This window comes from Sphingobium sp. RSMS, from assembly GCF_005406185.4.
GTDB lineage: Bacteria > Pseudomonadota > Alphaproteobacteria > Sphingomonadales > Sphingomonadaceae > Sphingobium > Sphingobium fuliginis.
On sequence record NZ_CM191258.1, the window covers coordinates 659928 to 683789 of the forward strand.

Below are 23862 nucleotides of genomic sequence, written 5' to 3' on the forward strand. Positions count from 1 at the left end.
ATCCGGCCTGTTCCCGTCATGCGTCCTTATTTCAAGTTGAAAGTTGGTTCAACTTTCATTATCGAATCGCAGGAACAGTCCCGCGACCCGGATTTCCGGGCGTATTTCAGGAGAGGAACCGTCCATGAAGGCTCGCCATTCCCTGCGTATCGCCGCGCTCGCCTCCGCAGCATGGGGCGGCGCCGTTTCGCTTCCAGCCATCGCGCAAAATGAAACGCCCGCATTCGACAGCGGCAGCGAGATCATCGTCACCGCTCGCCGGCGGGAGGAGAATATCCTCGACGTGCCGGTGTCCGTCACCGCCATCTCGTCGGAAAGCATCGCCCGGCTCCAGGCGAACGACATGTCGGGCATTCAGGGGGCGGTGCCGAACGTCAATCTGGTGCAGGGACGCGGCTCCACCTCCAATTCCAACTTCTTCATCCGCGGCATCGGCCAGCCCGACGCGCTCCAGACCTTCGATCCGGCAGTCGGCACCTATGTCGACGGCGTCTATTTCAGCCGCATCCAGGGCGCGCTGGTGAACCTGTTCGACGTCGAGCGGGTGGAGGTGCTGCGCGGCCCGCAGGGCACGCTCTATGGCAAGAACACCATTGGCGGCGCGGTCAACATCGTCAGCCGCAAGCCCAGCACCACCGACTTCAAGGCAATGGGCAGCCTGACCTATGGCAGTTACGACACCTGGCTGGCGAACGGCTATGTCTCCGCGCCGCTGGTGCAGGACAAGCTCGCCCTCAGCATCGCGGGCGTCTATGACAAGCGCGCCGGCACTGTCACCGATCCTCTGACCGGCCGCAAATATAATGATCGCGACACCAAGGCCGGCCGCGCCATTTTGCGCGCCACACCCAGCGACCGGGTGGAACTGATCCTGTCGGGCGACTATACCCGCCAGCGGACGGCGCCGACACTGGGCTATGCCACCGCGCCGCTCACCAACGTGCTCTACAATTCCGCCTTCCAGGTGATCGGGGTGCCGGTGGTGAAGCCCGCCTATCCCTATGGCAAATATGATTACAAGGCGTCGACCAGCCTGGCGCCGGGCCAGGGCCAGCGGCTCGACCATTGGGGCCTGTCCTTCACCGCCAATGTCGAACTGAACGACGCGGTGACGCTGACCTCCATCACCGGCTATCGCAAGCTGCGCCCGGATTATTACATCGATTTCGACGCCACCGAACTGGAAGTGGCGGACGCCTTCGTCGGCGTGCATCAGAAGCAGTTCAGCCAGGAACTGCAGCTCAAATATGACAGCGGCCCGTTGTCGGGCGTGTTCGGGCTCTATTATCTGAATGAGACGATCCGGTCCCATCAGGAAAGCTATGACGACAATTATCTTCAGCTTCAGGCCGCTCCCGGCCTTATCCTGCCGCTGACCTTCACCCGCTTCATCGACGATCACCAGAATGTGAAGAGCTACGCCGCCTTCGGCCAGATGACCTATGATCTGACCCGGAAGCTCTCGATCACGGCAGGCCTGCGCTACACGAAGGAACGCAAGGAGTATAACCGGTCCACCTATACGGTGCTCGCCGGCGCGCAGACAGCGCCCTTCCTCTTCCCCGGCAGCCTGCCGGCGCCCTATAATGACCTAGACCATGTCGATTTCGACGCGTGGACGCCGATGGCGACCCTATCCTACAAGCCGACGCGCGAGACGCTGCTCTACGCGACCGTTTCCAAGGGCTTCAAGTCGGGCGGCTTCAACGGCCGCGTCAACGGGCTGGGCGACGTGACGCAGGTGGTGGACGGCGTCACCACCATCATCCCCTATTTCAAGCCGGAGACGGTCTGGAGCTATGAGACGGGCGCCAAGGGCAGCTTCCTGGGCGGGCGGGTCAATCTGTCCGCGGCCGCCTTCTACTCCGACTACAAGGACTTCCAGGCCCGTGTCGGCGGCGGCACCACCGGCATCGCGGGCGGCTCCTTCCCCGTCGTGAACGCAGGCAAGCTGCGCATCTGGGGCGTCGAGTTCGAGGCTTCGGTAAAACCCATGCGCAACCTGAACGTCGCGGCTTCTGTCGGCTATCTCAACGCCGATTACAAGGAGTTCAACGACGGCCGCCGCGCGCCCGCCTTCTCCTGCAATCCGACCGGCAACGCCATCACCTGCAAGCCCCCCTTCGCGCCGCCCATGACGGTGCGGCTGGCGGCGGACTACAGCATTCCCTTGGGCAGCGCGTCGCTGACCTTGGGCGGGGACATGCGCTTCGTGGACAAGCAGTGGCTGTCGGTGGACAACCGCCCCGGCCTTCAGGAAGACGGCTATACCATCGCCAACGCCTATGTTCAGGCCGATTTCGCGGAGGGCAAATATTATCTGCGCGGCGCGGTGAAGAATGCCTTCAAGGAATTGTACAAGACCGACGGGCAGGAATTTTCCAGCGTGGGCAACATCCAGACTGTCTATTATGGCGACCCGCGCACCTGGACGATCACGGCGGGCTTCCGCTTCTAATTTGCAAGGGACCAGCGGCAGCATGACCGGACGCGCGCAGGAAACGGCAGGCAAAGGCTATCGCGCGATCGTCCTCGCCATGCTGCTGCTGGTCTATACCTTCAACTTCCTCGACCGGCAGATCCTTGGTATCCTCGCCGGGCCGATCAAGGCGGAACTGGGCCTTAGCGACGCGCAGCTCGGCGCGCTGGGCGGCATCGCCTTCGCCCTGCTCTATTCGACGCTGGCGATCCCGCTGGCGCTGCTGGCGGACCGCACCAGCCGCACATGGGTCATCACCGCCAGCCTTGCGGTCTGGAGCGGCTTCACCGCGCTGTGCGGCATGGCGGGCAGTTTCGCGCAGATGTTCCTGTTCCGCATCGGGGTCGGCGTGGGGGAAGCAGGCGGCGTCGCGCCATCCTATGCCGTCGTCTCCGACTATTTCCCGCAAGGCCAGCGCGCCCGCGCCCTTTCCATCTACTCGCTCGGCATTCCGCTCGGCTCGGCGGGCGGCGTGCTGCTGGGCGGCTATATCGCGCAGACGGTCGAATGGCGCACGGCCTTCATTGTCGTCGGCCTGGCCGGCCTGATCATCGCGCCCATCTTCCGCCTCACCGTCCGGGAGCCGGCTCGCCCCGACATGCAGGCCGATGCTATACCGGTTTCCGCCGTCTTCGGCATATTGGCGGCCAAGCGCAGCTTCTGGCTGCTTGCCCTGGGCGCGGCCTGCTCGTCGCTTTGCGGCTATGGCGTCGCCTTCTGGCTCCCCAGCCTTTTGATGCGCAGCTTCGGCCTCGATCTGATGGGTGCGGGACAGTTTCTCGGCGCACTGCTGCTGGCCGGCGGCGTGGCGGGCGTATTGCTGGGCGGCTGGCTGGGGGATCGGCTCGGCGGACGCGACAGGGCCGCCTATGCCTGGGTTCCCGCCGCCAGCTATATCGTCGGCATGCCGCTGTTCGTCATCGGCGTGCTGTCGGACAGCGTGGCCTTCGCCTTCTGCCTGTTCCTAATCCCGCAGGCGCTGGTCTATGTCTGGCTGGGCCCGGTGCTGACCGCCGTCCAGCATCTGGTGCCCGCCCATATGCGTGCGAGCGCATCGGCAACCTTCCTGCTGATCAACAATCTGGTGGGCCTGGGCCTTGGCAGCTGGAGCGTCGGCGCGCTGTCGGATGCGCTGACGCCGCAATTCGGCCACGAAGCCCTGCGCTATGCGATCGTCGCGGCGCTGGGCTTTTACCTGCTGGCCGGACTGTTCATGGCGCTCGCGGGCAAGGCGCTGCGCAGGGACTGGATCAGCGCATAGCCCCTCCATCGGGCATCACCCAAAAGGTCGAAAGTCCGTAACGGATGGTTTACATTTTTGACTGATGAACTGCCGGAACCGAAGTGATACACTGCGTTGGCGAAATCCGGATACTTCCCCGCTTTTCGCTCGGCTGAACGCGAGAGCGGGAACGTCTCCAAACCCTTCCCCTCTTCGTTCAGCCGATTTCGGCCATATTTCGGCCCGTCGGAGACGGTTCGTTAAGGATAATGCATCAAGCATTCCTTAATTCGCGGATGTTAGACGAACGGCAACCGAAAGGGCCGGATATGACATTCGTTCGACTATGCGCTGCGTCCACCATCTTTTCGTCGGCATTGCTGCTGGCCAACCCCGCCACCGCGGCCGAGACCGCGAAGGGATCCTTCGCTGTCAGGGCCGTGGTTCCGGCCTATTGCGAGATCGACAGCGATCCCGTTCAGCTAAGCGAGGGTGCGGGCTTTCAGTCGGGAAGCGTGATGGAGCTTTGCAACAGTGCGGACGGCTTTCAGGTTGTCGCTTCCTATCGCGAACTGGCGCCGAACGAGCAGGTGCGGTTCAGCTATGCCGGGCTTTCGCGTCAGCTCAATGCATCGGGCTGGACGCCGGTTGCCAACCGTGTCGGCGCCAAATTCGGCATGCGCCCGATCGGCGTGCAATATAGTGCGCTTCAATCGCCGTTGGCGATCAATCTCACCATCACTTATTTCTGATCCGGCCGGGACCGGGCAACCCCGCAATCAGATCGGCGTAACGGCGACGGTCACCCGGTCGGTATATTTGCCGGCATGCCAGGTCGGGTCCGGATCGACGGTGATGGAAACCGCATGCACGTCGCCCTGCGACCCGGTATGCTCACCGACATTGATCTGATCGCCGGTCGCCATGTTGAAGGCGCGGCCATCCACGAACAGCCGGTAGGGAATGACGTCCGGCCCATCGGTCCGCCGAAGCATTCCGCCATATTGCGATGCGAAACGTAGCTGATAGCCGGATGTGCTGAGCACGCGCACCGCAAAGGGCTGCGACACCGTAGGCATGGTGGTGGACAGTTCGCCCAGGTCGATCCGGGCCGCTCCCCCTTCCCCGCCGACGCCGGCGAAGCGAATGCGCGCCGTCGCCGGAATTTCCAGCTTCAACCGAACCTGCGCCGTATCCAGCGGCGTGTTGCCGATGTCTTCCGACAGGGCAAAGATCAGCTGCTGGCGATAATCGCCGCTTCGCATGCCCCAGTTCACCGGCACGTTGACGGTATAGCCGACCGGGCTGCGCGCATGCGGCTGCAGAATGACGACGCCGCCACCGCTGGATACATCCGCAGGCGAGGCGGAGGTCACGGCGATGTTTCCGCCCGGGCCGTTCAGTGTGTAGTTGGGGAAAGAGGCGTCGGATGCGCCCAGATCCCGCGTCACCCGAAGCCGCAGGCGGCATTCACTGTCGCCGTCATTGCGTATCATGATGCGGAAAGGTTCGGTCAACTGCCGCTGGTCCATGCCGTCGCCGGCGGCAAGGCGGACCTCGCGAGGCCCCTCGATGAAGGAGGGCTGGCATTCCGCCCAGGCATGGGCCGGCATGACGAGCGATGCGAAACCCAGGCAGCGGCAAAATCGGCGCATCATATTCACTCCTGTGTCCCGGTGGCGGGGCGGGCCGTCACATCGCCCAGTTGTAGCAAGGATTTTGTGTCGGCGGGGACATGAATCGTGAACATCATGTCCGGATTGCGCAGTTCCACGCGATAGCTCTTGCCGGGACGAAGGCCCTGCGTGGCGAAACGGCCGGCCGAATTGGTGAAGAAGGGTTGCGGCTCGAAGTCCGGATCGTCCACCGCCGAAATGGTGCCGCCCAGCAGGCTGACCTTCTCCCCCTGATAATAGAGGAAGCCGTAGGCGCTGATGTTGGCGTCGCTGCCGACGACAAGCTTGTAACCGCTCTTATAGGGCGGATTGACGGTGTGCACGCCCGTGCCGATGTCATAGCCCTCCGTCCCGTTCTTCAGGTCATATTGAATGCTCTGACGGTTATAGCTGTTGAGCCGCCCGTCCATGGCCGGACCCCAGGTGCCGCTTTGCGCCTCCACCTTGCCGTCGTCCACCGACTGTCCCACCACGACCTGCTTGTCCTTGAGCGCCTCATGCGCCTTCGCGACAAGGAAGCTGTCGGAAACCGGCCGCCCGACGGCGATGCTGTTCCCCGCCATGGCGATCGAGGTACCGATCTGAAGGCGGCTGTCCTGCCGGTCGTCGATGCGCGAGAAACCATTGCCCGAAGAGATGGTAGTGAAGCGCGAATAGAAGCGGTTGCCGATATAGGTCGCCGACCCGTCGACCGAAGCCATGCCGTCCGAATTGCGCGCCGCGATGTCGTACCCGAAGGACCCGACCGTATCGTCATAGCTGCGCGTCAGGGTGAGACGCGCATCGTCCCGGCGGCTGTTATAACCTGCCTCCGCCCGCGTCTTCTGGCCGAAGGGCACGACCAGCGCGATGCGCGCGCCGAAACTGCGTCCGAACACGTCCTTGCCATATTCCACGCCACCGGTCAGCCGGAAGCGAGACGCCCGGTGCATGACATCGACGAAGGCGAGCTTGGTTCCCCTCAACCCCTCCCGCTCGAACCAGTTGCCGCCGACGACCAGGCTGGTGCGCTCGCTGAGTTGCTGGCCGTAATTGGCGGTCAGCGTGAAGGTTCGGAAGCGCCCGAAACCGATGGCGTCGGACAGGGTCGAGAAATTCCTGCTGCGATAATCGGCGCTGACGGACAATTGCTTGCCCTGGATGCCATAGCCGAATTGCAGCGAATAGGCGCCGCGCAGCGAATAGCCGGTGCCCCGCCCCGTGCTGATGGCGCTGGAGAATTCGAAGCGGCCAGGGATGGTGCGCGGCGTGGAAATTATCTCGATTGCGCCCAATTGCACATCATCCCCCGCCTGCACCGCGCCGCCGAGCAGCAGCCGGTTGCTGATGCCCCGGCGATAATAGGCCGACAGCGCGGGAGAATGACCATAGATCGGCTGAGCGCGGAAGTCGGTCGGCACGAAGCCGAGTGCGGCGCCATATTCGGTTTCGCCCGCCACCAGATCGGACGGGTTGAAATAGGAGTCGAAGGATGTGATCTGCCGCCGCCCGCTGACATCGGTGACATACAGCTGGGCATTGCGGCCGCCATATTGGGCCTGGAGCCGGGAGAGGTCGTAAGTGCCCGAATTGAGCTGGAACCGCTCCACCTGCTGGCCGTCGACGATCACATCGACGGTCGAATCGCGGTCCAGCAGAACCTGTTGCCCGCCAAGCTGGACGAGCGGCGTGCTGCCAGTGAAGGTCCGCCTGCCCTTTTCGACAGCGATGCCGCCCAGCAGCGTGCCGGAAGTGATCGACAGGCCGTTGAGCTGAAGGTCGCCCGCCGTCCAGCGCCGCTGCTTCTGATATTCGTCATAGACCAGCCGCGCCTGACGCCGGTAGAAGCCGCCTCCGCCCGTCAGCGCCTGGTCGTAACCGCCGTCGAACTCCAGAACGACGCCGCGATAGCGCATGGCGCCCTGCAGGATCATCGCGGGCTTTTCGAAGTCGCGGAAATCCGTAACCCGCATGTCCCCGATCATGTTCAGATAGGCGCTGAACATCTCCGGCTCCAGCGTCGTCGCGGGGAGCGAGAAACGCACGGCCTCCCCCAAGGCCTGGGCAGCGACCATGGTCCCGTCGATGCGATCCACGCGCACCTGCAATTCGGACGAATCGTAGATGAGGGTGACGCCCGCTCTTTCCGCGTCCGCGACCGACACGGAAGGCGTGCCGGGCAAGACGGCGGCGAATTTGATCCGTCCGCTTTCCGACAGCAGGGGTGCGATATGCTCGATCAGGGACTGGCGGTCGAAAAGAACTGTGCCGTCCATATAGACCGTCGCAGAGACGTCACCATAGACATTGCCCTGCCGCAAAAGGGGCAGGGTCATCTGAAGGCCCTTGTCCGCAGGGCGCGGCGCGGAACCCGGCGGTGCGGGTGCAGCCGGGGGCTGCGCGCCTGCGCTTGGCTGCCCGGCCGCCTGCGCCAGCGCGATAGTCGACGATGCGACCAATGCGCCTGTGGCGACGCTGAAGAGTAGATGTTTCACCCTGCCCCCCCTCGGGCATGTTCAATGGATCAGCGCTTCAGCGTCACCGTCGCCCCAGCCGCCATCTTTTCCGGAGTCGGGATGAAGAAGACGCGGGCGCGACCCGGGGCGACGATTCCCATTCCGATCATTTCGCTCATCTGAGCGGCGTTGTATTCCGCGCTATAGGGCTTCCCCGCGCCATCGACGCCGCTGATGGTCCAACCGGACCGGCCGGCCGGGAAATAGCGATTGCCCTTGTTCTCGATGCGCACTTCCAGACCGTTTTCGGTCCTGGTCTTGCGAACATCCTTGTCCTCCGGCGCCTTTTCGTCCGGACCAAGTTCGACCTCCCGGGAAATCGGTGCGATCTGGGCGACCACCGGATCGGGCGTCGTCCCGTCGGGCACGACGTTGACGAGCACGTTGAAGCGCATCACGACCTGGATGCGCGACTGTTCGGCGGGAAGCTGGACCGGGATCTGGCTGACGGCGGCATAATAGACCTCCGACTGCGTCAGCGGGCCGTCCGGCAGATATTGGATGCGGAAGACCTGCTTGCCGTTGGGCGCGATCAGCGTCTGGGGCGGGAAGACCATGAACCGGTCGTCGGCGGGCTCCAGCGTCAGTTCGCCGCGTTCCCCGATGACGCCGCGATACATGCGCACTTCCATCGGCAACTGGCGGTCTTCATTATTGGCGACCTCGATCCGCGCCGTGGACCGCGTACCTTGCGGCTCCAGATCCACCGACATCGGCGTGACCCGCGCAGCCTGAGCGCCGGTCGCCATGCCCGTCAGCAGAAGCAGCGGCAGAACGAATTTCACCCATTTGAGGAACATCGTCCTCTTCCCCCCTCGATCATGAACGGCGGAAATCGGGGAAGCCATGAACGACTCCCCCAATTCCCGTGATATGCTGCGATCAGCTCGCGGTGACGGTGACCGTCACGGTATCGGTGTAGGTGCCAGCCACGGGGCGAGCATCCAGGTTGTTCAGAGGATCGACCAATGCGTCGAACTTGACCTGGCGATGCAGCGCGCCGCGCGAGGCGCCGTTGTTGAGCTGGACCAGGCCGAACAGCGCCGAACGGCGGAAACCGGGCTGCTGCAGCAGGCCGCCATTACGGTAATTGTCGGCGGCGAGCGAGTAGTTGATCGTGTTCTTGAAGCCCGCATCCGCGCCGGTCAGCGGGGTGCTGGTGGTCAGACGACCGGCATTGGCCGACGAGATGGTCATGCTGTTCGTGTCGTTGCACGACACGTAGAAGGAGTTCGTCGAGCTACTGGCGACGTCGTTGATGAAAAGCGCGGTGCTGCCGGCGTTGGTGTTGACGTTGACGGTGCCAAGCTGAATGTCACCGATATTCTCCATCGTGCAGGTCTTGGCGACCGATGCGTTGATGTCGAAGGTGTCGCTGTCGGTGTTGGCAGCGAAAGCGGGCGTGCCGGCCATCAGGACTGCTGCGGCCGTGGCGGCCATAAGGAGCTTCTTCATAAGGATTTCCTTGAATCTTGAAATGGATTGCGCGTCAGAGCGGCGACGGGATCAGGAACGTCTGCGAATCCCGATCCAAGCCATGCCTCAGAGCGCAGTCTGGACGGTGACGGTAACGGTGCCAGTATAATTGCCGGCCAGCGGGCGCAGCGTGTTTTCGGACGACAGCACCTTCGCAGCCAGCCGCACCTGGCGGTGAACGGGACCACGGCTGGTCTGGTTCTGGGCACCCTGCGCGCTGGAGAAGCTGGGCTGCGCACCGCTCGTGAAATAGTTCAGAGCCTCGACACGGTAGTTCAGCTTGTCGGTGAAGCCGGCGTCGTCGACGCCCGCCTGGAAGGCGCGCGAACCCTGGAGCGTCGCGGGACCGGACAGGGTCATCTGGTTCTGCTTGTTGCAGCTCACCCAGAACTGGTTGGTGTTCTGCGTCGCATCGCTGCTGAGCAGCAGGGCGCCATTGCCGGCCGTCGTGGAAATGTTCAGCGCGCCGAGGTTCACGTCATTGACGTTCTGCATCGTGCAGGTTTCGGGGATCTGCGCATTGATCTGGAACTGGTCGGTGGCCGAGTTGGCCGCAAGGGCCGGACTCGCGACAAGCATTGCTGCCGCGGAGGCAAGGATCATCTTCTTCATGGAATACTTCCCCATCTGTTACGAAAATCGGCCAGAACCGCCCCCGTCTCCAATGGGTTTGCTCCGGACCGTAACTTCAGGGAGGACGCGCGACTCTCTTTCCCCACCCCTGGAGCTGGTCGAAAGTATTAATATATATCTAACGAAAGTTAATACTCAATATTGGGTATGACGCCGCTTTAATGGTTAACAGGCAACAAGCGCATCTTACCCTTCGATCATCAAAGTCGCGGATTCAGGCGGATGAAAGGCATAGTTTCCGCCAGATCGACCCAGATCGCCTCGATCATGTACGAGATCGGGACAAAGGGCTGTTAATTTGTTAAGGACAATTTATTCAATTTCTCTATATCCGACGTAATAGCTGTCGATTCGACCGATATAGATCAAGATTGAGAGGCTGCTGCCGGGGGGGTATGTGTGGCTGAAGGCTCCATCGCGGATGGGGAATCGATTTTTGCGAGCTGGGTCGACGCCGATCCCATTCCGCACGCGATAATCGATCGCTCCTTGCGGCTGCATTGGCAGAATCGGGCCGCCACAGCCCTGCTGCAGCATTCGTCCGAATTGCAGGAACAGGACGGCCGCCTCTTCGCCCTGCAACCGGAAAACCACGCACGGCTCAAGCTGTTCGCCGCCCATGCCGGGTCCGACGCATCTTCCTCCATGGTCATTCTACCCGTTGCGGACGATTATCTCATCCTTCGCGGAAGGCCGATCGGGGCAAGCGGGCGGGGAGAACAGGGCGAGCAGATCGGCATCATGTTCTTTTCCGCCAAACATTTCATCGACCAGTCGATCGTGTCGGGCGACGTCAAGGACATTTATCGGCTCACCAATGGCGAGTATAAGATATTGAGCGCCATGATGAGCGGGATGAACGCCGAACAGATTTCGGGAAATCTCGAAATATCCCTGGAAACGGTCAGAACCCATATCCGCCGCATCTATTCCAAGACCGGCGTGAGGAGCCGCGAGGCATTGTTCGCCCAGTTGCAGCCGTTCAAGATATTGGCATAGCCCGCTGCCCCGCCGCCAGCCGAAGCAGACGGCCGCGAAAAACAGGAGCGAAAGCAGGCTGGCCTCTCGGCCCCTGCCCGCCTAAGGAACGGCTGACCGAAGTTGGCGTGCGTCGTGCAGAAAAGCCTGTCCTGAACCTGTCGAAGGGTGGGAACCGGTTTTCGGCCTGAAAGGATGCGACAACGGAAAACTGGAGCGCGCGACCTGCGTCCGATTTGACGCGGCGTGCTCCAAAGGAAAGGGCGGCAGGATTTGAACTTGCAGGTGCGGGCCTATGCCATGTTGGGCATGACCATGGCGTTCTGGGCGGGCAATGCGATAGTCGGCCGCGCGGTACGGGGCGAAATTCCGCCGCTGACGCTGGCCTTCGGCCGCTGGATGCTGGCGCTGCTGATCCTGGCCCCCTTTGCGTGGCGTCCCGTCATGGCCCAGCGCGCGCTGATCCGCCGCCATTGGCGCACGATCCTGTTCCTGGGGCTGGCCGGCGTCGCTGCGTTCAACGGCTTCCTCTATTCGGGCCTTCGCCACACGACGGCGGCCAACAGCCTGTTGTTGCAGGGATTGATCCCGACATTCGTCGTCATCGTGAGCCGCATCGCCTTTGGCGACAGAGCGCCCCTCCGCCGGGTCGCGGGCATTGCGCTGTCGACGCTGGGCGTGACATTCATCGTGTTCAGGGGCGATCTGTCCGAAATCCTGCGGCTGCGCCTGGGCATCGGAGACCTGCTGGTGCTATGCGGCTGTGGCGCATGGGCGGTCTATACCGCCTGCCTGCGCCTGCGCCCGCCCATCGCCCCGCTGGTCTTTCTGTTCGTGACCTTCGCCATCGGCGCGCTGGCGATGGGCATGGGCGCGTTGAGCGAGACGCAGGCGATCGCGCGGATGCACTGGAACGGAAGCGTGATGGCCGCCATCGCCTATGTCGCGATCTTTCCCTCGATCATCGCCTATATGTCGTTCAACGCCGCGGTCAGCCATGTGGGCGCCAGCGCCGCCGGACAGACGATCAGCCTGCTGCCGCTGTTCGGGGCCGTGCTGGCTGCCCTGATCCTTGGGGAACCGCTGTTCGGATACCATCTTGCCGGCATGGCCATGATCTTGGGCGGGGTGTTGCTGAGCTGGGGCGTGGGTTCGCCGGAACAGGATCAGCGTCCCTCCGCCAGCGCCACCGCGTCGGCGCCCGCCGGAAAGCGGAGCTGACCCGTCCCGTCATGAACGGCGGTCCAGACGGCTTGCGCGACGTCGCTCTCTCTGGTCGTCAGGGCAGGCGACGCGAAGGCCGCGAGGATCGGTTGCGCGAAATCCGCATATCGGCCGGGCAGCAGGTCGGTCACGGGGATGATGGCGTTCGCGCCGAAGCGGGTGGTGGGCGCATAGCCCGGCTCGACCAGTTTCACCTGAACGCCGAAATAGGCGAGTTCATGCGCGAGGGAAGCCGTGAATCCCTCGATCGCATGCTTGGTCGCGCTATAGGCCGCCGCGAGCGGAAAGGCTCCCAACGCCACGGTGGACGTCACGTTGACGATCATGCCCGATCCACGCTCGCGCATCTGCGGTATGAATGCGCGGCACATCGCCATGGTGCCGATGCTGTTGGTTTCGAAGAGCTGGCGGACCAGACTCATCGGCATGGCTTCGAAGGCGCCCACGCCGCCTATCCCCGCATTGTTGACCACTATGTCGACCCGGCCGGCGGCCGCGACCAGCGCGGCTATGCTGTCCTCGCTGGTGACGTCCAGCGGCAGCAGGCGCAGGCGTTCGGAATGGCCGCCGAACAGGGCCGGGTCGGGCCGTCGCATGGTTGCGACGACATTCCATCCCTGCGAGAGGAAATGAAGCGCCGTGGCCTTGCCATAGCCCGAAGAAGTGCCGGTGATCAGGATCGTCTTGCTCATCGTCTGCCTCGCTCGATGTCGATGCATGACCGATAGACGGACCGTTTCGGACGATCTATAATCAATGATCCATATAAGATTACGGATCGTCCATAACATGGATCCCCTTAGCGACATCATCGCCTTGCTTGGACCCAGCGCCGCCATCGCCAAGCCGATCACGGGGCGCGGGCGGTGGGGCGTTCGCTATCGCGCGCATGACGCGCCCGGCTTCACGATCATCCTTGCGGGGGAAGCCTGGGTCGCCTTCGAAGGGGGCGCACCGCTTCGGCTGGCGCAGGGCGACTTCCTGCTGATGCCGACCACCCCGCCCTTTTCCTTGAGCAGCGAAGCGGGTCTTCCCTGCACCTGGGTGGAACCCCGCGGCGAAGCGGTGGGGCACGGGGATCAGCCAGGCGATCCGGACTTCATCGCATTGGGCGGCAGCTTCGCGTTCGAGCGGGCCAACGCCCCCCTTCTGCTGTCATTGCTTCCCGATCTGATCCATATCCCGGCAGCGCAGGGCCGCGCCACGCGCTTCGGCCAGTTGATCGGGATGCTGGCCGACGAATGCCTGTCCAGCCATCCGGGCAAGGAACTGATCACCCGGCGCCTGCTGGAGATGCTGCTGGTGGAGGCGCTTCGCTGGCGGCCGGGCGGTGGGGAAGCGGACCATCGGGGCCTGCTGGGCGCGATGCGCGATCCCGCGCTGGCCCGCGCGCTGCGGGCCATGCATGAGGATGTGCGCGCGCCCTGGACCGTCGCGCAGCTTGCAAGCGTGGCGGGCATGTCGCGTTCCGCCTTCGCCGCGCGCTTCGGTGAGGCGCTGGGTTGCGGCCCGATCGAATATCTTGCGCGCTGGCGCATGGCGATCGCCAAACACGCCTTGCTGCGGGGCGACAGGTCCCTGGGCCGGATCGCGGAGGAAATCGGCTATGATTCCGCCAGCGCCTTCAGCACCGCGTTCCGCAAGCGGCTGGGCTGTCCGCCCGGCAGCTTCGCGCGGCTCCACGGTGGCGGCGGTCCGGAGCTTAGCCCCCGCGCCCCGGCTTCACCGCATAGAGGCCGTGGTGCGACAGGATGAAGAGGGTTCGGCCGCCTTCCCCGCCGAAGAGCAGTTGCAAGGGCCGTTCCGGCACGTCGATGCGGCCGACCTCCCTGCCGTCGGGCGCATAGACGAAGACCTGCCCGTTCGCGACATAGACCCGGCCCTGCGGGTCCACCGCGACCCCCTCCCCACCGCGATCCGCGAACGGCCTGAGGTCGGTGATCGCGCCGCCCGCGCCCACCAGGCCGCTGTAGGTGCGGTTTTCCGAACCATTGGTGAGGAAGACGCGCCTGCCCGGCTCCCCCTGGATGAAACCATAGCTGTCGAGCGAATCGGAGAAGCGCAGGCCGCGATGGTCGGCCGGACCCTGCGCGAAGGTGCGGAAGGCAGGCAGGGCGATGCTGCCGTCGGGCGAGACATATTCCTGCGCCTTGGGCGCCGCCATGTCGCGGGCGAACATCTGGGCAAGCGTCGTGAATTCGTAGGTCCTGGGATCGATCTGGTCCCTGAACTCGCCATTGTTCCACCAGTTGACCGGCAGCACCGTGGCCCTGCCCGCGTGGGGCGCGACGGGCGTTGCCGGAATGACGCTGATCTCGCCGTCGGGCGCGCCGGGCCTGACGCTGTAGACCGTGCCGTTGCGCCCGTAGGAGGAGAGGACGAGCAGATTGCCGGAACGGTCGATGCTGAGGTTGACCGGATCGAGCGAGGCGTCGCGCACCATCTCCAGCCGGCCTTCGTCCGACCAGCGCCAGATGCGCTGGAAGCGGCGATCGATGAAATAGAGCCGGCCCTGCGCATCCACCGCGCCGCCGCCCGCCGAATGGAAGCCGTCTGCCAGTTTCTCCACCCTGCCGCCCAGGAAGCTGGCGGGCTTCACCGGCTCCGGCCGGGCGGGGACGTCCAGCACGGCGAACTCCCGTTCGCGAACGTCCAGCCCATGGGTGACGTCGCGAATGGCGTTTTCGAACGGGAATTTGGTGAGCCGCAGGAAGGTCGCGCAGCCATTTTCGTCGCAGGTGCCAAGGCCGCTTTCGCCATTCACATGGACGTTGCGGAAACGGATGTCATGGGAATTATAGAGGGTAATGGCGGCGGGTGCGGGCTCCCTGGTGCGGGTGACGCGATAGCCGTGGAAATTGGCGACCAATATGTTGCGCGAGTCCCTGATTTCCAGCGCCACGGCGTCGCCGCTCTCTCCCGCTTCACCCTCCGTCTGCGGCGCGAGCAGTTCCCAGTTGGCGACGCGGTTCAGGCCGATTTCCGTGCGGACATGATGCTCGACCGACGCCTGGATGAGGCGGCCGGGCGTTTCCGTGTCGGAGATCAGGATGCCGGGATGGCCGAAGGTGCTGGGGCTCCAGATATTGGCGAAGGTGCCGCCGCCGCCCTGCGTCACCCAGAGGCTGGCATATTGGCCGGCCCAGCGTCGGGCGGAATCGGGATCGCCGGTGGCATTGTTGTTGTAGGGATTGACCCGGCTGCCGTCGAAGCGGTCGGTGCCGTGGCCACCCTGGAACTTGACGTCGTTGACCATGGAGTGGGCGCCGGCCTTCCACAGCAGCGCCGTGGCGCGCGGATTGGCGCCGTTGGTGTTGAGGCCGAGGCCCGCGACGATCGCATCGCCGCCCTTCGCGCTTTCCACCAGCGCCTTGGGCGCGCCCACCCCTGCCCAGCCGGGCGCGCCGTCGGGCAGCACGATCTGCGTCAGGCTGGGGTGCAGGCCCAGCAGCACCGTATCGGGACGCAGGCGCAGCGTGTCGCTGACATGATAGAAGCCGGCGGGCAGATAGACGACGCGGTGGCTGTCGATCGCCTTCTGGATGGCGGCGGTGTCGTCGGTCCTGTCGTCGCCCTTGGCGCCGAGCGTGCGGGCGTTCACCCATTCCGGGACGGGCGGCAAGGGGCGGATGGCGGGAGCGGACGGGGCCGGCAGCGCGCCCATGGCTTCCGCCTGCATGTCCGTCCGGTACTCGCCCATGCGGCCGACGCCCGGCAGCGTCAGGCCGTGGGTGAAGGAGGCGATCCTGTAGTTCTGCCCCCTGCCAGCGACGGTGCGGCCGCTTTCGCGGAAACGGGCGAAGGTGGGGGTGTTGGCCGCCAGCACATTCTGGAAGCCGATCTGGGTATAGACATTCTTCTCGTTCGAGATGACGACGCCCGCCTTGGCCACATTCTCGAACCGGAGGTCCTGGCCCCAGAGCCAGTCGCCATAGCCCCGGTCGATCTCTATCCCGACCGGCACGTTGCGGAAGGCGACGTTGACCATCGTCAGGCCGGCCTCATGCTCGCGGATGGCGGCGTCGCGCTGTCCCTCGAACGTCGCGTCGACCAGCGCGAAGCCCCAGGCGGGGGACGGCTTTTCCGCGAGGATGCCGTAGCGCCCGCCCCGGAAATGCAGGTCTTCCGCTTCATTCGCCACATGGTAGAGGCCGGCGAGGCCCGAGCCGATGTCGAAATCGGCATGGCTGACGAAGCTGTGCTGGGCGGAGTGGAAGCGGATCGCGGTGGCCGCCGGATTGCCGTCCATGATGCGGAAGTCGATATTGCCGAGCGCAGAATAGAAGGTGCCGGGATTGGCGTCCGCGATGGTCCTGTTGAACGGCACGCTGCCCGCCGGGGGGAAGGCGGCGGGCGGCGTGTCCCGGTCGGTCTGGCGCTTGCTGCCGGTGAACATCAGCATATGGGCGACGCCGCGCTGGAAGCCCGGCGTGTTCCGGCCGAGCAGGATGACCGGGCGCCTTTCCCCGATGCCGAAGATGCGGACGCCCGGCCAGAGGAAGATCGTCCGGCTGATGCGATAGGTGCCGGCCGGCAGGAAGACGATGCCGCCGCCGCCCTTTTCCGCCGCCGCGTCGATGGCGCGCTGGATCGCCGCGCTGTCGTCCGCCCGGCCGTCCCCCGCGCCCTTGACGGTGACGGCGCGCGGCTCGTCGGGCGCAACGGTATAGACGGATGGAGAAGCGTGAGCGGGTACAGCCGCCGCCAGCAACAGCAGCACCGACGCGCAGGCCCCGCTCAATCCACGAACCATCGACATACTCCAGTTACAAGAAGTCCCGGCCGGTGAAGGCCGGGACGAGGTGGGGGAGAGAGTGGCAGATCAGAAGTTGAAGCGAACCCCCGCGCGGTAGATGCGGCCCAGCGTGTCGTAGAGCGCCGGGTTGATGTCCAGGCCGGTGTTGGTCTGCGGCGCGGCGACCGGGTCCTTGTCGAACAGATTGTCCACCTTGCCGTAGATCGACAGGTTTTCGCCGAACTTGAAGGTCGCGCCGATGTCGACGTAGAAGGCGCCCTTCATCCGGTTATAGTCGATGGTCGGGTGGTTCGTGGTCGAGGCCGGGCAGGACGACTGGCAGACGACATATTGATTGCCGAAGGTGCCGTCGCTGATCCAGCGTTCCTGCACCGTGAAGCTGAACCGGCCGCTGTCGTAGGTCTGGACCGCCAGCCATTTCCAGTCCGGCGTATTGCCGTTGTTGGCGCCCGCCTGATCGACCGGGTCGACGCCCGCAATGCCCGCATTGACGATGAACTTGCGGATATGCGTGCCCAGCGCCCGGACGGTGAAGCTGCCCGGCAGGCCCAGCGGCTGCTGCCACTGATAGCTTGCCTCTATGTCGAAGCCGCTGGTCTTCCAGGAAGCGAGGTTGAAGGGCTGGACATTGACGAAATTGGTGCCCTGCGGCCCGTCGAGCTGGAAGCCGCCGCAGAAGGCCTGGTTGCCCTCGAAGCAGAAGCGGACGATCTGGTCCGCCGACAGGGTGGAGACCACGCCGCTGAGCTTGATGTTGTAATAGTCGAAGGAGAGGCTGAGGCCGGGAAGCCATGACGGCCGCGCCAGCACGATGCCGAGTTCGGTGTTGCGGGCCACTTCCGGCTTCAGATTGGTGTTGCCGATGGTGTTCTGGAACACCTGCACCGCCTGGTTGCGGAAGGGATCGTTGAAGTTGGGCAGCGTCGTCACCGTGGGCGCCGCGAAAAGTTCCGACAGGTTCGGCGCGCGCACGTCGCGCGAGGTCACGGCGCGCAGGCGGATGCCGTCGAGCGGCGTGTCCCAGGTGCCGCCGACCTTCCACGTCCAGACCGTGCCCGACGTGCTGTAGTTGGTGACGCGCGCCGCGCCGTTGAGGTTCGCGCGGCCCATGGCGTCGCTGTCGATCAGCGGCAGGTCGACTTCGAGATAGCCTTCCCACACTTCATATTTGCCGCGCCCGTTCTTGTAGTTGCCGGCCGCCCAGTTGCTGCCCAGCGTCGAATTGAGCAGCGGATCGGCCGGATAGTCGGGGCTGTTGGGGCTGAGCGGCGAAACGCCCGCGCCATAGGGATCGGCGTTCACGCGATAGAATTCGCGGCGATATTCGCCGCCGAACGCGACCGAGACCGGCCCAGCCCACAGTTCGAACGGATTGCCCGAGAAGTTGAGGCTGGCGACGTCCTGCGTCAGCTTCGTATGCTGGAACGGTCCGTTCTCATGCGGCGCGACATAGGCCAGCGCCGCATCCGAAGGGGTGAAGCCGCCGAAGATGTTGATCGGCTGGCAACCCGCCGCCCGCGCCGCCGGATCGGCGCAGACGACGGCGCCGTTGAGCGTGATCGCATTGGTTGCGGCGACATAGCGGTTCTGGAGGACGATGTCCCGCACCCTGATGTCGGAAATGGTGATGCCATGTTCATAATAGGCGTCATAGTTCCAGTCCGTTCCGCCGACGCCGATCTTGCCCTTCAGCCCGCCGACGAAGCGATATTGCCTGCGGTCGGTGTGCACCCGGGGATCGGGGAAGGCGCCGTTGCTGCTGCCGAAGCTGAATTCCGTGATGCCCGCCGTGGCGCAGCGGTCGCGCACCAGTTGCGGCAGGAACGGGTTGGCGCACTGGACGGTCAGGCTGGGCCGGTTATAGCCGGGGCTGGGCTGGTTGCTGGTCTTCACCTGCGCGACATTGACCGTCACATAGGCTTCATTGTCGTCGGCGAAGTCGTAGCCGATCCGGGTGTAGCCGTTGATGCGCTCCAGCGCCGATTTCAGAGAGGCGCCCGAACCCGGCGCGCCCGACAGGTCGCCGCCCTGGCAGAAGCTGTTGCCGCGGAAGCAGTTGCTGACCTGGCCGTTGCCGAGCGGCTGGCCGCCCGAACCATAGTTGAAATTATAGGGCGTGCCGTTCCGGTCGAAGGCGATGCCCTGCAACGGGCCGTTGTTGATGAGGCCGTAGCGCGCATATTGATAGGGCTGTGCATAGTCGCGATAGTTGAACTGCGGCAGGCCGTTGTTGAGCTGGCCGGTGTTCATCAGCGTCGTCGCGCGATACCAGTCGCGGCTGCCGGCGAGGTCCGTGCCGAAGTCGCCGGCGCCCACGCCGCCTTCATGGTCATATTCGCCGCTCAGCACGACATGCAGGCGATCGTCGAGGAAGGACTTGCCCCAGGCCGCCTGCACCAGCGCGGTTTCATCGTCGCCATATTTGGTGATGCTGCCAAGGATATTGCCCTTGAACCCTTCGAAACGGGTGTCGGTGATGAAGTTGACGACGCCGCCGACCGCATCGGAGCCGTAGGAGGCCGACGCGCCCCCCGTCACCACGTCGACGCGCTTCACCAGAAGCTGCGGGAACATGCTGATGTCGGGAACGCCGGTGACGTTCGCGCCGACGACGCGCTGGCCGTCGAGCAGGGTCAGGGTGCGGATCGGGCCCAGGCCGCGCAGGGAGAAGGAGCTGAGGCCCTGCTGGCCGCTCGACGTGCTGAAGGTGCCGGTCGACGCGCCGGTCGATCCCTGCAACGAAGGCAATTGGGCGACGGTGTTGAAGATATTGGGCTGCGCATTGTTGGCGATCTGCTCCTCACCGATCACCGTGGTCGGCGTGGGCGCGTTGAAGCCGCTGGTCGTGATGCGCGACCCGGTGACGACGATGTCGGCATTGCGCGCCGCGCCCGCATCCTCCGTCTGCGCCTGGGGCGCGGCCGTCGGCGGCGTGGCCGCGTCCTGGGCCCGGGCCGCGCCGGCCAGAGCCATGCTCGCCACCGCCGCGAGGCTGACGCCGGCCAGATGTCGATGGATTGCGATCGTCACTTTCATTGATCCTTCCCCTTTTATATCTGGCCGCCCGTTGCCGGCCGGCTGCGCCCATGCCCGGCGATGCCGCAAAGATTAGCCCCCGGCCCGCCGCGCCGCACTTACGACATAGGTCGTAGGCGCGCCGTGGGGGCGTTTTCCTACGGCTTCGCCGCGTAGAGGGCGTGGTGCGTCAGGATGAACAGCGTGCGCCTGTCCGGGCCCCCGAACAGGATCTGCAACGGACGATCGGGCACGTCGATCCGGCCGCTTTCCCCGCCGTCCGGCCCATAGACGAAGATCTGCCCGTTCGCGACATAGACGCGGCCCCGTCCGTCCACGGCCACGCTTTCCCCGCCGCGATTGGCGAAGCGGCGAAGATCGGTCAGCGCGCCGCCCGCGCCCACCGTGCCGCTATAGGTGACATTTTCCGACGCATTGGTGACGAACAGGCGCTCGCCCGGCTTGCCCGACACGAAACCATAAGCGTTGAGGCTGTCGGACCAGCGCCAGCCGCTGTGGTCGACCGGCCCCTGCTGCCAGGTGCGGAAGGCGGGCAGCGACAGGCTGCCGTCGGGGGACAGATATTCCTGCGCCTTGGGCGTTCCCACGTCGCGTGCGAACATCTCCGCCAATGTGGTGAACCGATAGGTCCCGAAGTCGAGCTGGTCGCGAAACTCGCCATTGTTCCACCAGTTGACCGGCAGCAATGTCCGGGCGGCGGCGGCGTTGCGCACCGGAGTGGGCCGGATCAGCGTCATCGCATCCTTCGGCCCCGCCGGATCGAAGGAATAGACGCCCGCCTTCGGCCCCAGGGAGGACAGCACCATCACATGGCCCGATGCGTCGATGGCAAGGTTCACCGGGTCGAGCGCATGGTCGCGCACGATCTCCAGCCCCTTGTCCTCGCTCCAGCGGTGGATGCGCTGGAACCGGCGGTCGATGAAATAGAGCGCGCCCTGCGGGTCCACCGCCGCGCCGGAGATCGACCAGAAGCCGTCCTCCAGCTTATCGACCTTCGTGCCGCCGGGCGGCGGCGCAGGGATGGTGCTGCCCGCCGGTCCGATGTCGAGCTTCGCAAACTCCCTTTCCCGCACGAACAGCTTGCGCGTCACATCCTCTATCGCATTGTCGAACGGATATTTGCTTGCCCGCAGGAAGGTGCCGCAGCCTTCGTCGTCGCAGGTGGCATAGCCGCTTTCGGCGTTGATGTGGACGTTGCGGAAGCGGATGTCGCCCGAATTGGCGAGCTTCACCGCGCTTTCCTCCGGCGCATAGGTGCGCGTGACCCGATAGCCATGATAATTGGCGAACAGCAGGTTGCTGGAATTGCGGATGTCGAGCGAGATGGCGTCGGGCCCGTCGCCCACTTCCTGTTCGGTCTGGGGCGCCAGGAACTCCCAATTATGCACATTGTCGAGCACGAATTCATTGCGGGCATGATGTTCGACCGACATTTCATAGACATGGCCCGGCGTGCGGGTGTCCGTGACATAGAAACCCGCCTGCGCGAAGCTGTTGGGGCTCCACACATCGACGAAGGTGCCGCCGCCCCCGTCCGTGACCCAGATGCTGGGATATTGCGCGTCCAGCCGGTCGTCCGTGACGGGATCGCCGGTGTGGACCCGCAGGCTGCCGAGCATCGTGCCGTCTGCGGTGGGGGTGCCGCCGCCGCCCATGATCTTGACGTCGTCCACCAGGCTGTTCTCGCCCGAGCGCCACAGCAGCGCGGAGGCGCGTGGGTTCACGCGGCCGGTGAAGAGGCCGAGGCCGGACAGGATATTGTCGCCGCCCCTGGGGCTTTCCAATATGGGGAGCACCGTGCCGAGGCCGGCATGTCCGGGATTGTTGTCCGGAATATAAAGCTGCGTGATCGCCGGGTGCAGGCCGATCAGCACGCTGTCCGGGCGCAGTTTCAACCGGTCGGTGACCTTGTAGAAGCCGGTCGGGAAATAGAGGATGCGGTGGCTGTCGATCGCCTTCTGGATCGCGGCGGTGTCGTCCGCCCTGCCGTCGCCCATCGCGCCCAGCGTGCGGACGTTGACCCATTGCGCCATATCCGGAAGGTCGCGGATGGCGGGCGTCCTGGGCGCGGGCATGGCGGGCAGCGCCTCCACCTCCGCCTCCGTCCTGTACTCGCCCGTCCGTCCGAGCGTGGGCACGGCGAGGCCGTAGGAGAAGGACGCCACCCTATAGGCCCTGCCCTTGCCGTTCACCGCCTGCCCGCTGTCGCGGAAGCGCGCGAAGACCGGGCTGTTCACCGCCAGCGCATTTTCGAAGCCGACCTGGGTGAAGACATTCTTCTCATTGGAGATGATGACGCCCGCCTTCGACACATTTTCGAATCGGACATCCTTGCCCCACAGGCTGTCGCCATAGCCCCGGTCGATCTCGATCCCGACGGGCGTGTTGCGGATCGCGACATTGACCAGCGTCAGGTCCACCTCATGTTCCCGGATGGCGGCGTCGCGCTGGCCGTCGAAGGTGGAATCGAGCAGGGTGAACTGCCAGGCGGGCGAGGTCTTTTCCGTCACGATGCCATAGCGGCCGCCCTGGAAATGGACATTTTCGATGACGTTGCCCGCCTGATAGACGCCCGCAAAGGCGGTGCCGAGGCGGAATTCCATATGGCTGAGGAAGGCATGCTGCGCCATGCGGAAGCGCACGCCCGCCGCCGCCGGATTGCCCGGCGCGATCTCTATGTCGACATTGCTCATCGAGGAATAGAAAGTGCCTGAATTGGCGTCGCGCACCACCTTTTCGCGCGGGACGACGGTCGGCACCGGCACGGGCACCTGGCCGACATTATACTGGTCGCCGCCGCCGAAGACGATCATGGTCGACACGCCCTGCTGGAACCCGGGCGTATTGGCGCCCAGCAGGATCACGGGGCGCGTCGGCCCCACGCCATAGACGCGCACGCCCGCCGGGATCACCAGCGTGCGCGTGATGCGATAGGTGCCGGACGGCAGGAAGACGATGCCATGGCCGGTCCTGTCCCGCGCCTTGTCGAGCGCCTGCTGGATCGCCGCGCTGTCGTCCGCGCGGCCGTCGCCCTTCGCCCTGACGGTGACGGCATCGGGTTCGTCGGGGGCAAGGGGGAAGACCGAGCGGCCCGCGGAGGATGCCTGCTCCGCCTGTGCCTGTTCGGCCCCCGCCAGGGCCGTCGCCGCCAGCAGAGCCGCCATCATGGCGCGTCCGATCATCACCGTCTCCCGAAATAGTTGTCGCCTCGACCCATGGCTAAGGCCGGGGCCGGCGCTTGGCACTTGCGACAAAGGTCGTAGTTTTCATGCCTCTGCCGGCAAAGCTATAGCGAAGGGACATCGGGGCGGTGCGTCATCAGGGCGCCATCGCCCGCCTGCCAGGGACGCCATTTTGCCATCATCCGCCGATCCTGCCCCCTCCTTGCCGCTCGCCGTCATCGTCATGGGCGTCAGCGGCTGCGGCAAGTCGACGCTGGGCGCCCTGCTGGCCGAAGCGCTGGCCTGTCCCTTTCTGGAGGGCGACAGTTTCCACTCGACCGATGCGGTGGAGAAGATGCGCGGCGGGCGGGCGCTGACCGACGAGGATCGCTGGCCCTGGCTCGACCGTCTGGGGCAAGCGGCGGCGGATGCGATAGCGGCGAACGGCGCGGCGGTCCTTGCCTGCTCGGCGCTGCGCAGAAGCTATCGCGACCGGCTGCGCACGGCGATCGGCGCGCCTGTGCGTTTTGTCCTGCTGGAAAACAGCCGGGACCAGTTGCTGGCGCGCCTTTGCAACCGCCCCGGCCATTATATGCCCGCCAGCCTGCTGGACAGCCAGTTGGCGACGCTGGAACGGCCGCAGCCGGACGAGGGCGCGATGATCCTGACCACCGACACGCCGCCCGGCGCGCTGCGCGATCTGACGCTGGACTGGCTGCGCTGATT

16 protein-coding genes are annotated in these 23862 nt (G+C 64.8%); 7 read left to right on the forward strand and 9 right to left on the reverse strand.

Going from position 1 to position 23862, the window contains the following annotated elements:
* Nucleotides 1-124: 124 nt before the first annotated feature.
* From EGM87_RS21020 to EGM87_RS21030, 3 genes are all read left to right on the forward strand, one after another.
* On the forward strand, nt 125-2458 hold the full coding sequence (locus tag EGM87_RS21020; protein ID WP_025549209.1) for a TonB-dependent receptor: 2334 nt from the start codon (nt 125-127) through the stop codon (nt 2456-2458).
* 22 nt (nt 2459-2480) lie between these two features.
* Nucleotides 2481-3740: a spinster family MFS transporter gene (locus tag EGM87_RS21025; RefSeq protein WP_044661139.1), complete on the forward strand. Its 1260-nt coding sequence runs from the start codon at nt 2481-2483 to the stop codon at nt 3738-3740.
* 230 nt (nt 3741-3970) lie between these two features.
* Complete coding sequence (locus EGM87_RS21030; protein WP_130030061.1) at nt 3971-4453, forward strand: hypothetical protein; 483 nt, start codon at nt 3971-3973, stop codon at nt 4451-4453.
* 27 nt (nt 4454-4480) lie between these two features.
* Here the strand turns inward: EGM87_RS21030 and EGM87_RS21035 are convergent, their stop codons facing one another.
* From EGM87_RS21035 to EGM87_RS21055, 5 genes are all read right to left on the reverse strand, one after another.
* A complete protein-coding gene (locus tag EGM87_RS21035; RefSeq protein ID WP_037482525.1) occupies nt 4481-5359 on the reverse strand; it encodes a hypothetical protein in 879 nt (292 codons plus the stop codon).
* A gap of 2 nt (nt 5360-5361) precedes the next feature.
* Nucleotides 5362-7851 (reverse strand): fimbria/pilus outer membrane usher protein, encoded by a 2490-nt coding sequence (locus tag EGM87_RS21040; protein WP_137708897.1) that lies wholly within the window; start codon nt 7849-7851, stop codon nt 5362-5364.
* Between the two features lie 29 nt (nt 7852-7880).
* Nucleotides 7881-8672, reverse strand: coding sequence for a fimbrial biogenesis chaperone (locus EGM87_RS21045; protein ID WP_025549215.1), 792 nt, complete (start codon nt 8670-8672; stop codon nt 7881-7883).
* A gap of 82 nt (nt 8673-8754) precedes the next feature.
* A complete protein-coding gene (locus tag EGM87_RS21050) occupies nt 8755-9327 on the reverse strand; it encodes a spore coat protein U domain-containing protein (RefSeq protein WP_025549217.1) in 573 nt (190 codons plus the stop codon).
* Between the two features lie 87 nt (nt 9328-9414).
* A complete protein-coding gene (locus tag EGM87_RS21055) occupies nt 9415-9960 on the reverse strand; it encodes a spore coat protein U domain-containing protein (protein ID WP_044661138.1) in 546 nt (181 codons plus the stop codon).
* A gap of 420 nt (nt 9961-10380) precedes the next feature.
* Between EGM87_RS21055 and EGM87_RS21060 the strand changes: the two genes are divergently transcribed.
* Entirely contained in the window at nt 10381-10980 is a 600-nt protein-coding gene (locus EGM87_RS21060; RefSeq protein ID WP_025549219.1) for a helix-turn-helix transcriptional regulator, read from the forward strand.
* 252 nt (nt 10981-11232) lie between these two features.
* On the forward strand, nt 11233-12180 hold the full coding sequence (locus EGM87_RS21065; protein WP_229742664.1) for a DMT family transporter: 948 nt from the start codon (nt 11233-11235) through the stop codon (nt 12178-12180).
* Here EGM87_RS21065 and EGM87_RS21070 read toward each other — a convergent pair.
* Entirely contained in the window at nt 12126-12875 is a 750-nt protein-coding gene (locus EGM87_RS21070; protein ID WP_025549220.1) for an SDR family oxidoreductase, read from the reverse strand. The two genes, EGM87_RS21065 and EGM87_RS21070, sit on opposite strands and share 55 nt — an antisense overlap.
* 97 nt (nt 12876-12972) lie before the next feature.
* On the opposite strand from EGM87_RS21070, the gene EGM87_RS21075 reads away from it, so the two are divergent.
* Nucleotides 12973-13938 carry an AraC family transcriptional regulator gene (locus EGM87_RS21075; RefSeq protein ID WP_137708896.1) on the forward strand — a complete coding sequence of 322 codons (966 nt, stop codon included), beginning with the start codon at nt 12973-12975 and terminating at the stop codon, nt 13936-13938.
* Here the strand turns inward: EGM87_RS21075 and EGM87_RS21080 are convergent.
* The 3 genes from EGM87_RS21080 to EGM87_RS21090 form a co-directional block, all read right to left on the reverse strand.
* The gene (locus EGM87_RS21080) at nt 13886-16936 is read right to left on the reverse strand and encodes a glycosyl hydrolase family 28-related protein (protein ID WP_103000508.1); all 3051 of its coding nucleotides are present in this window, start codon (nt 16934-16936) and stop codon (nt 13886-13888) included. The two genes, EGM87_RS21075 and EGM87_RS21080, sit on opposite strands and share 53 nt — an antisense overlap.
* A 69-nt stretch (nt 16937-17005) precedes the next feature.
* Entirely contained in the window at nt 17006-19975 is a 2970-nt protein-coding gene (locus tag EGM87_RS21085; protein ID WP_103000490.1) for a TonB-dependent receptor plug domain-containing protein, read from the reverse strand.
* A 137-nt stretch (nt 19976-20112) separates the two neighbouring features.
* Nucleotides 20113-23157, reverse strand: a complete 3045-nt coding sequence (locus tag EGM87_RS21090; RefSeq protein WP_137708895.1) for a glycosyl hydrolase family 28-related protein — start codon at nt 23155-23157, stop codon at nt 20113-20115.
* A gap of 172 nt (nt 23158-23329) precedes the next feature.
* Here EGM87_RS21090 and EGM87_RS21095 point away from each other — a divergent pair, with 172 nt between their 5' ends.
* On the forward strand, nt 23330-23860 hold the full coding sequence (locus EGM87_RS21095) for a gluconokinase (RefSeq protein ID WP_025549225.1): 531 nt from the start codon (nt 23330-23332) through the stop codon (nt 23858-23860).
* Nucleotides 23861-23862 lie beyond the last annotated feature (2 nt).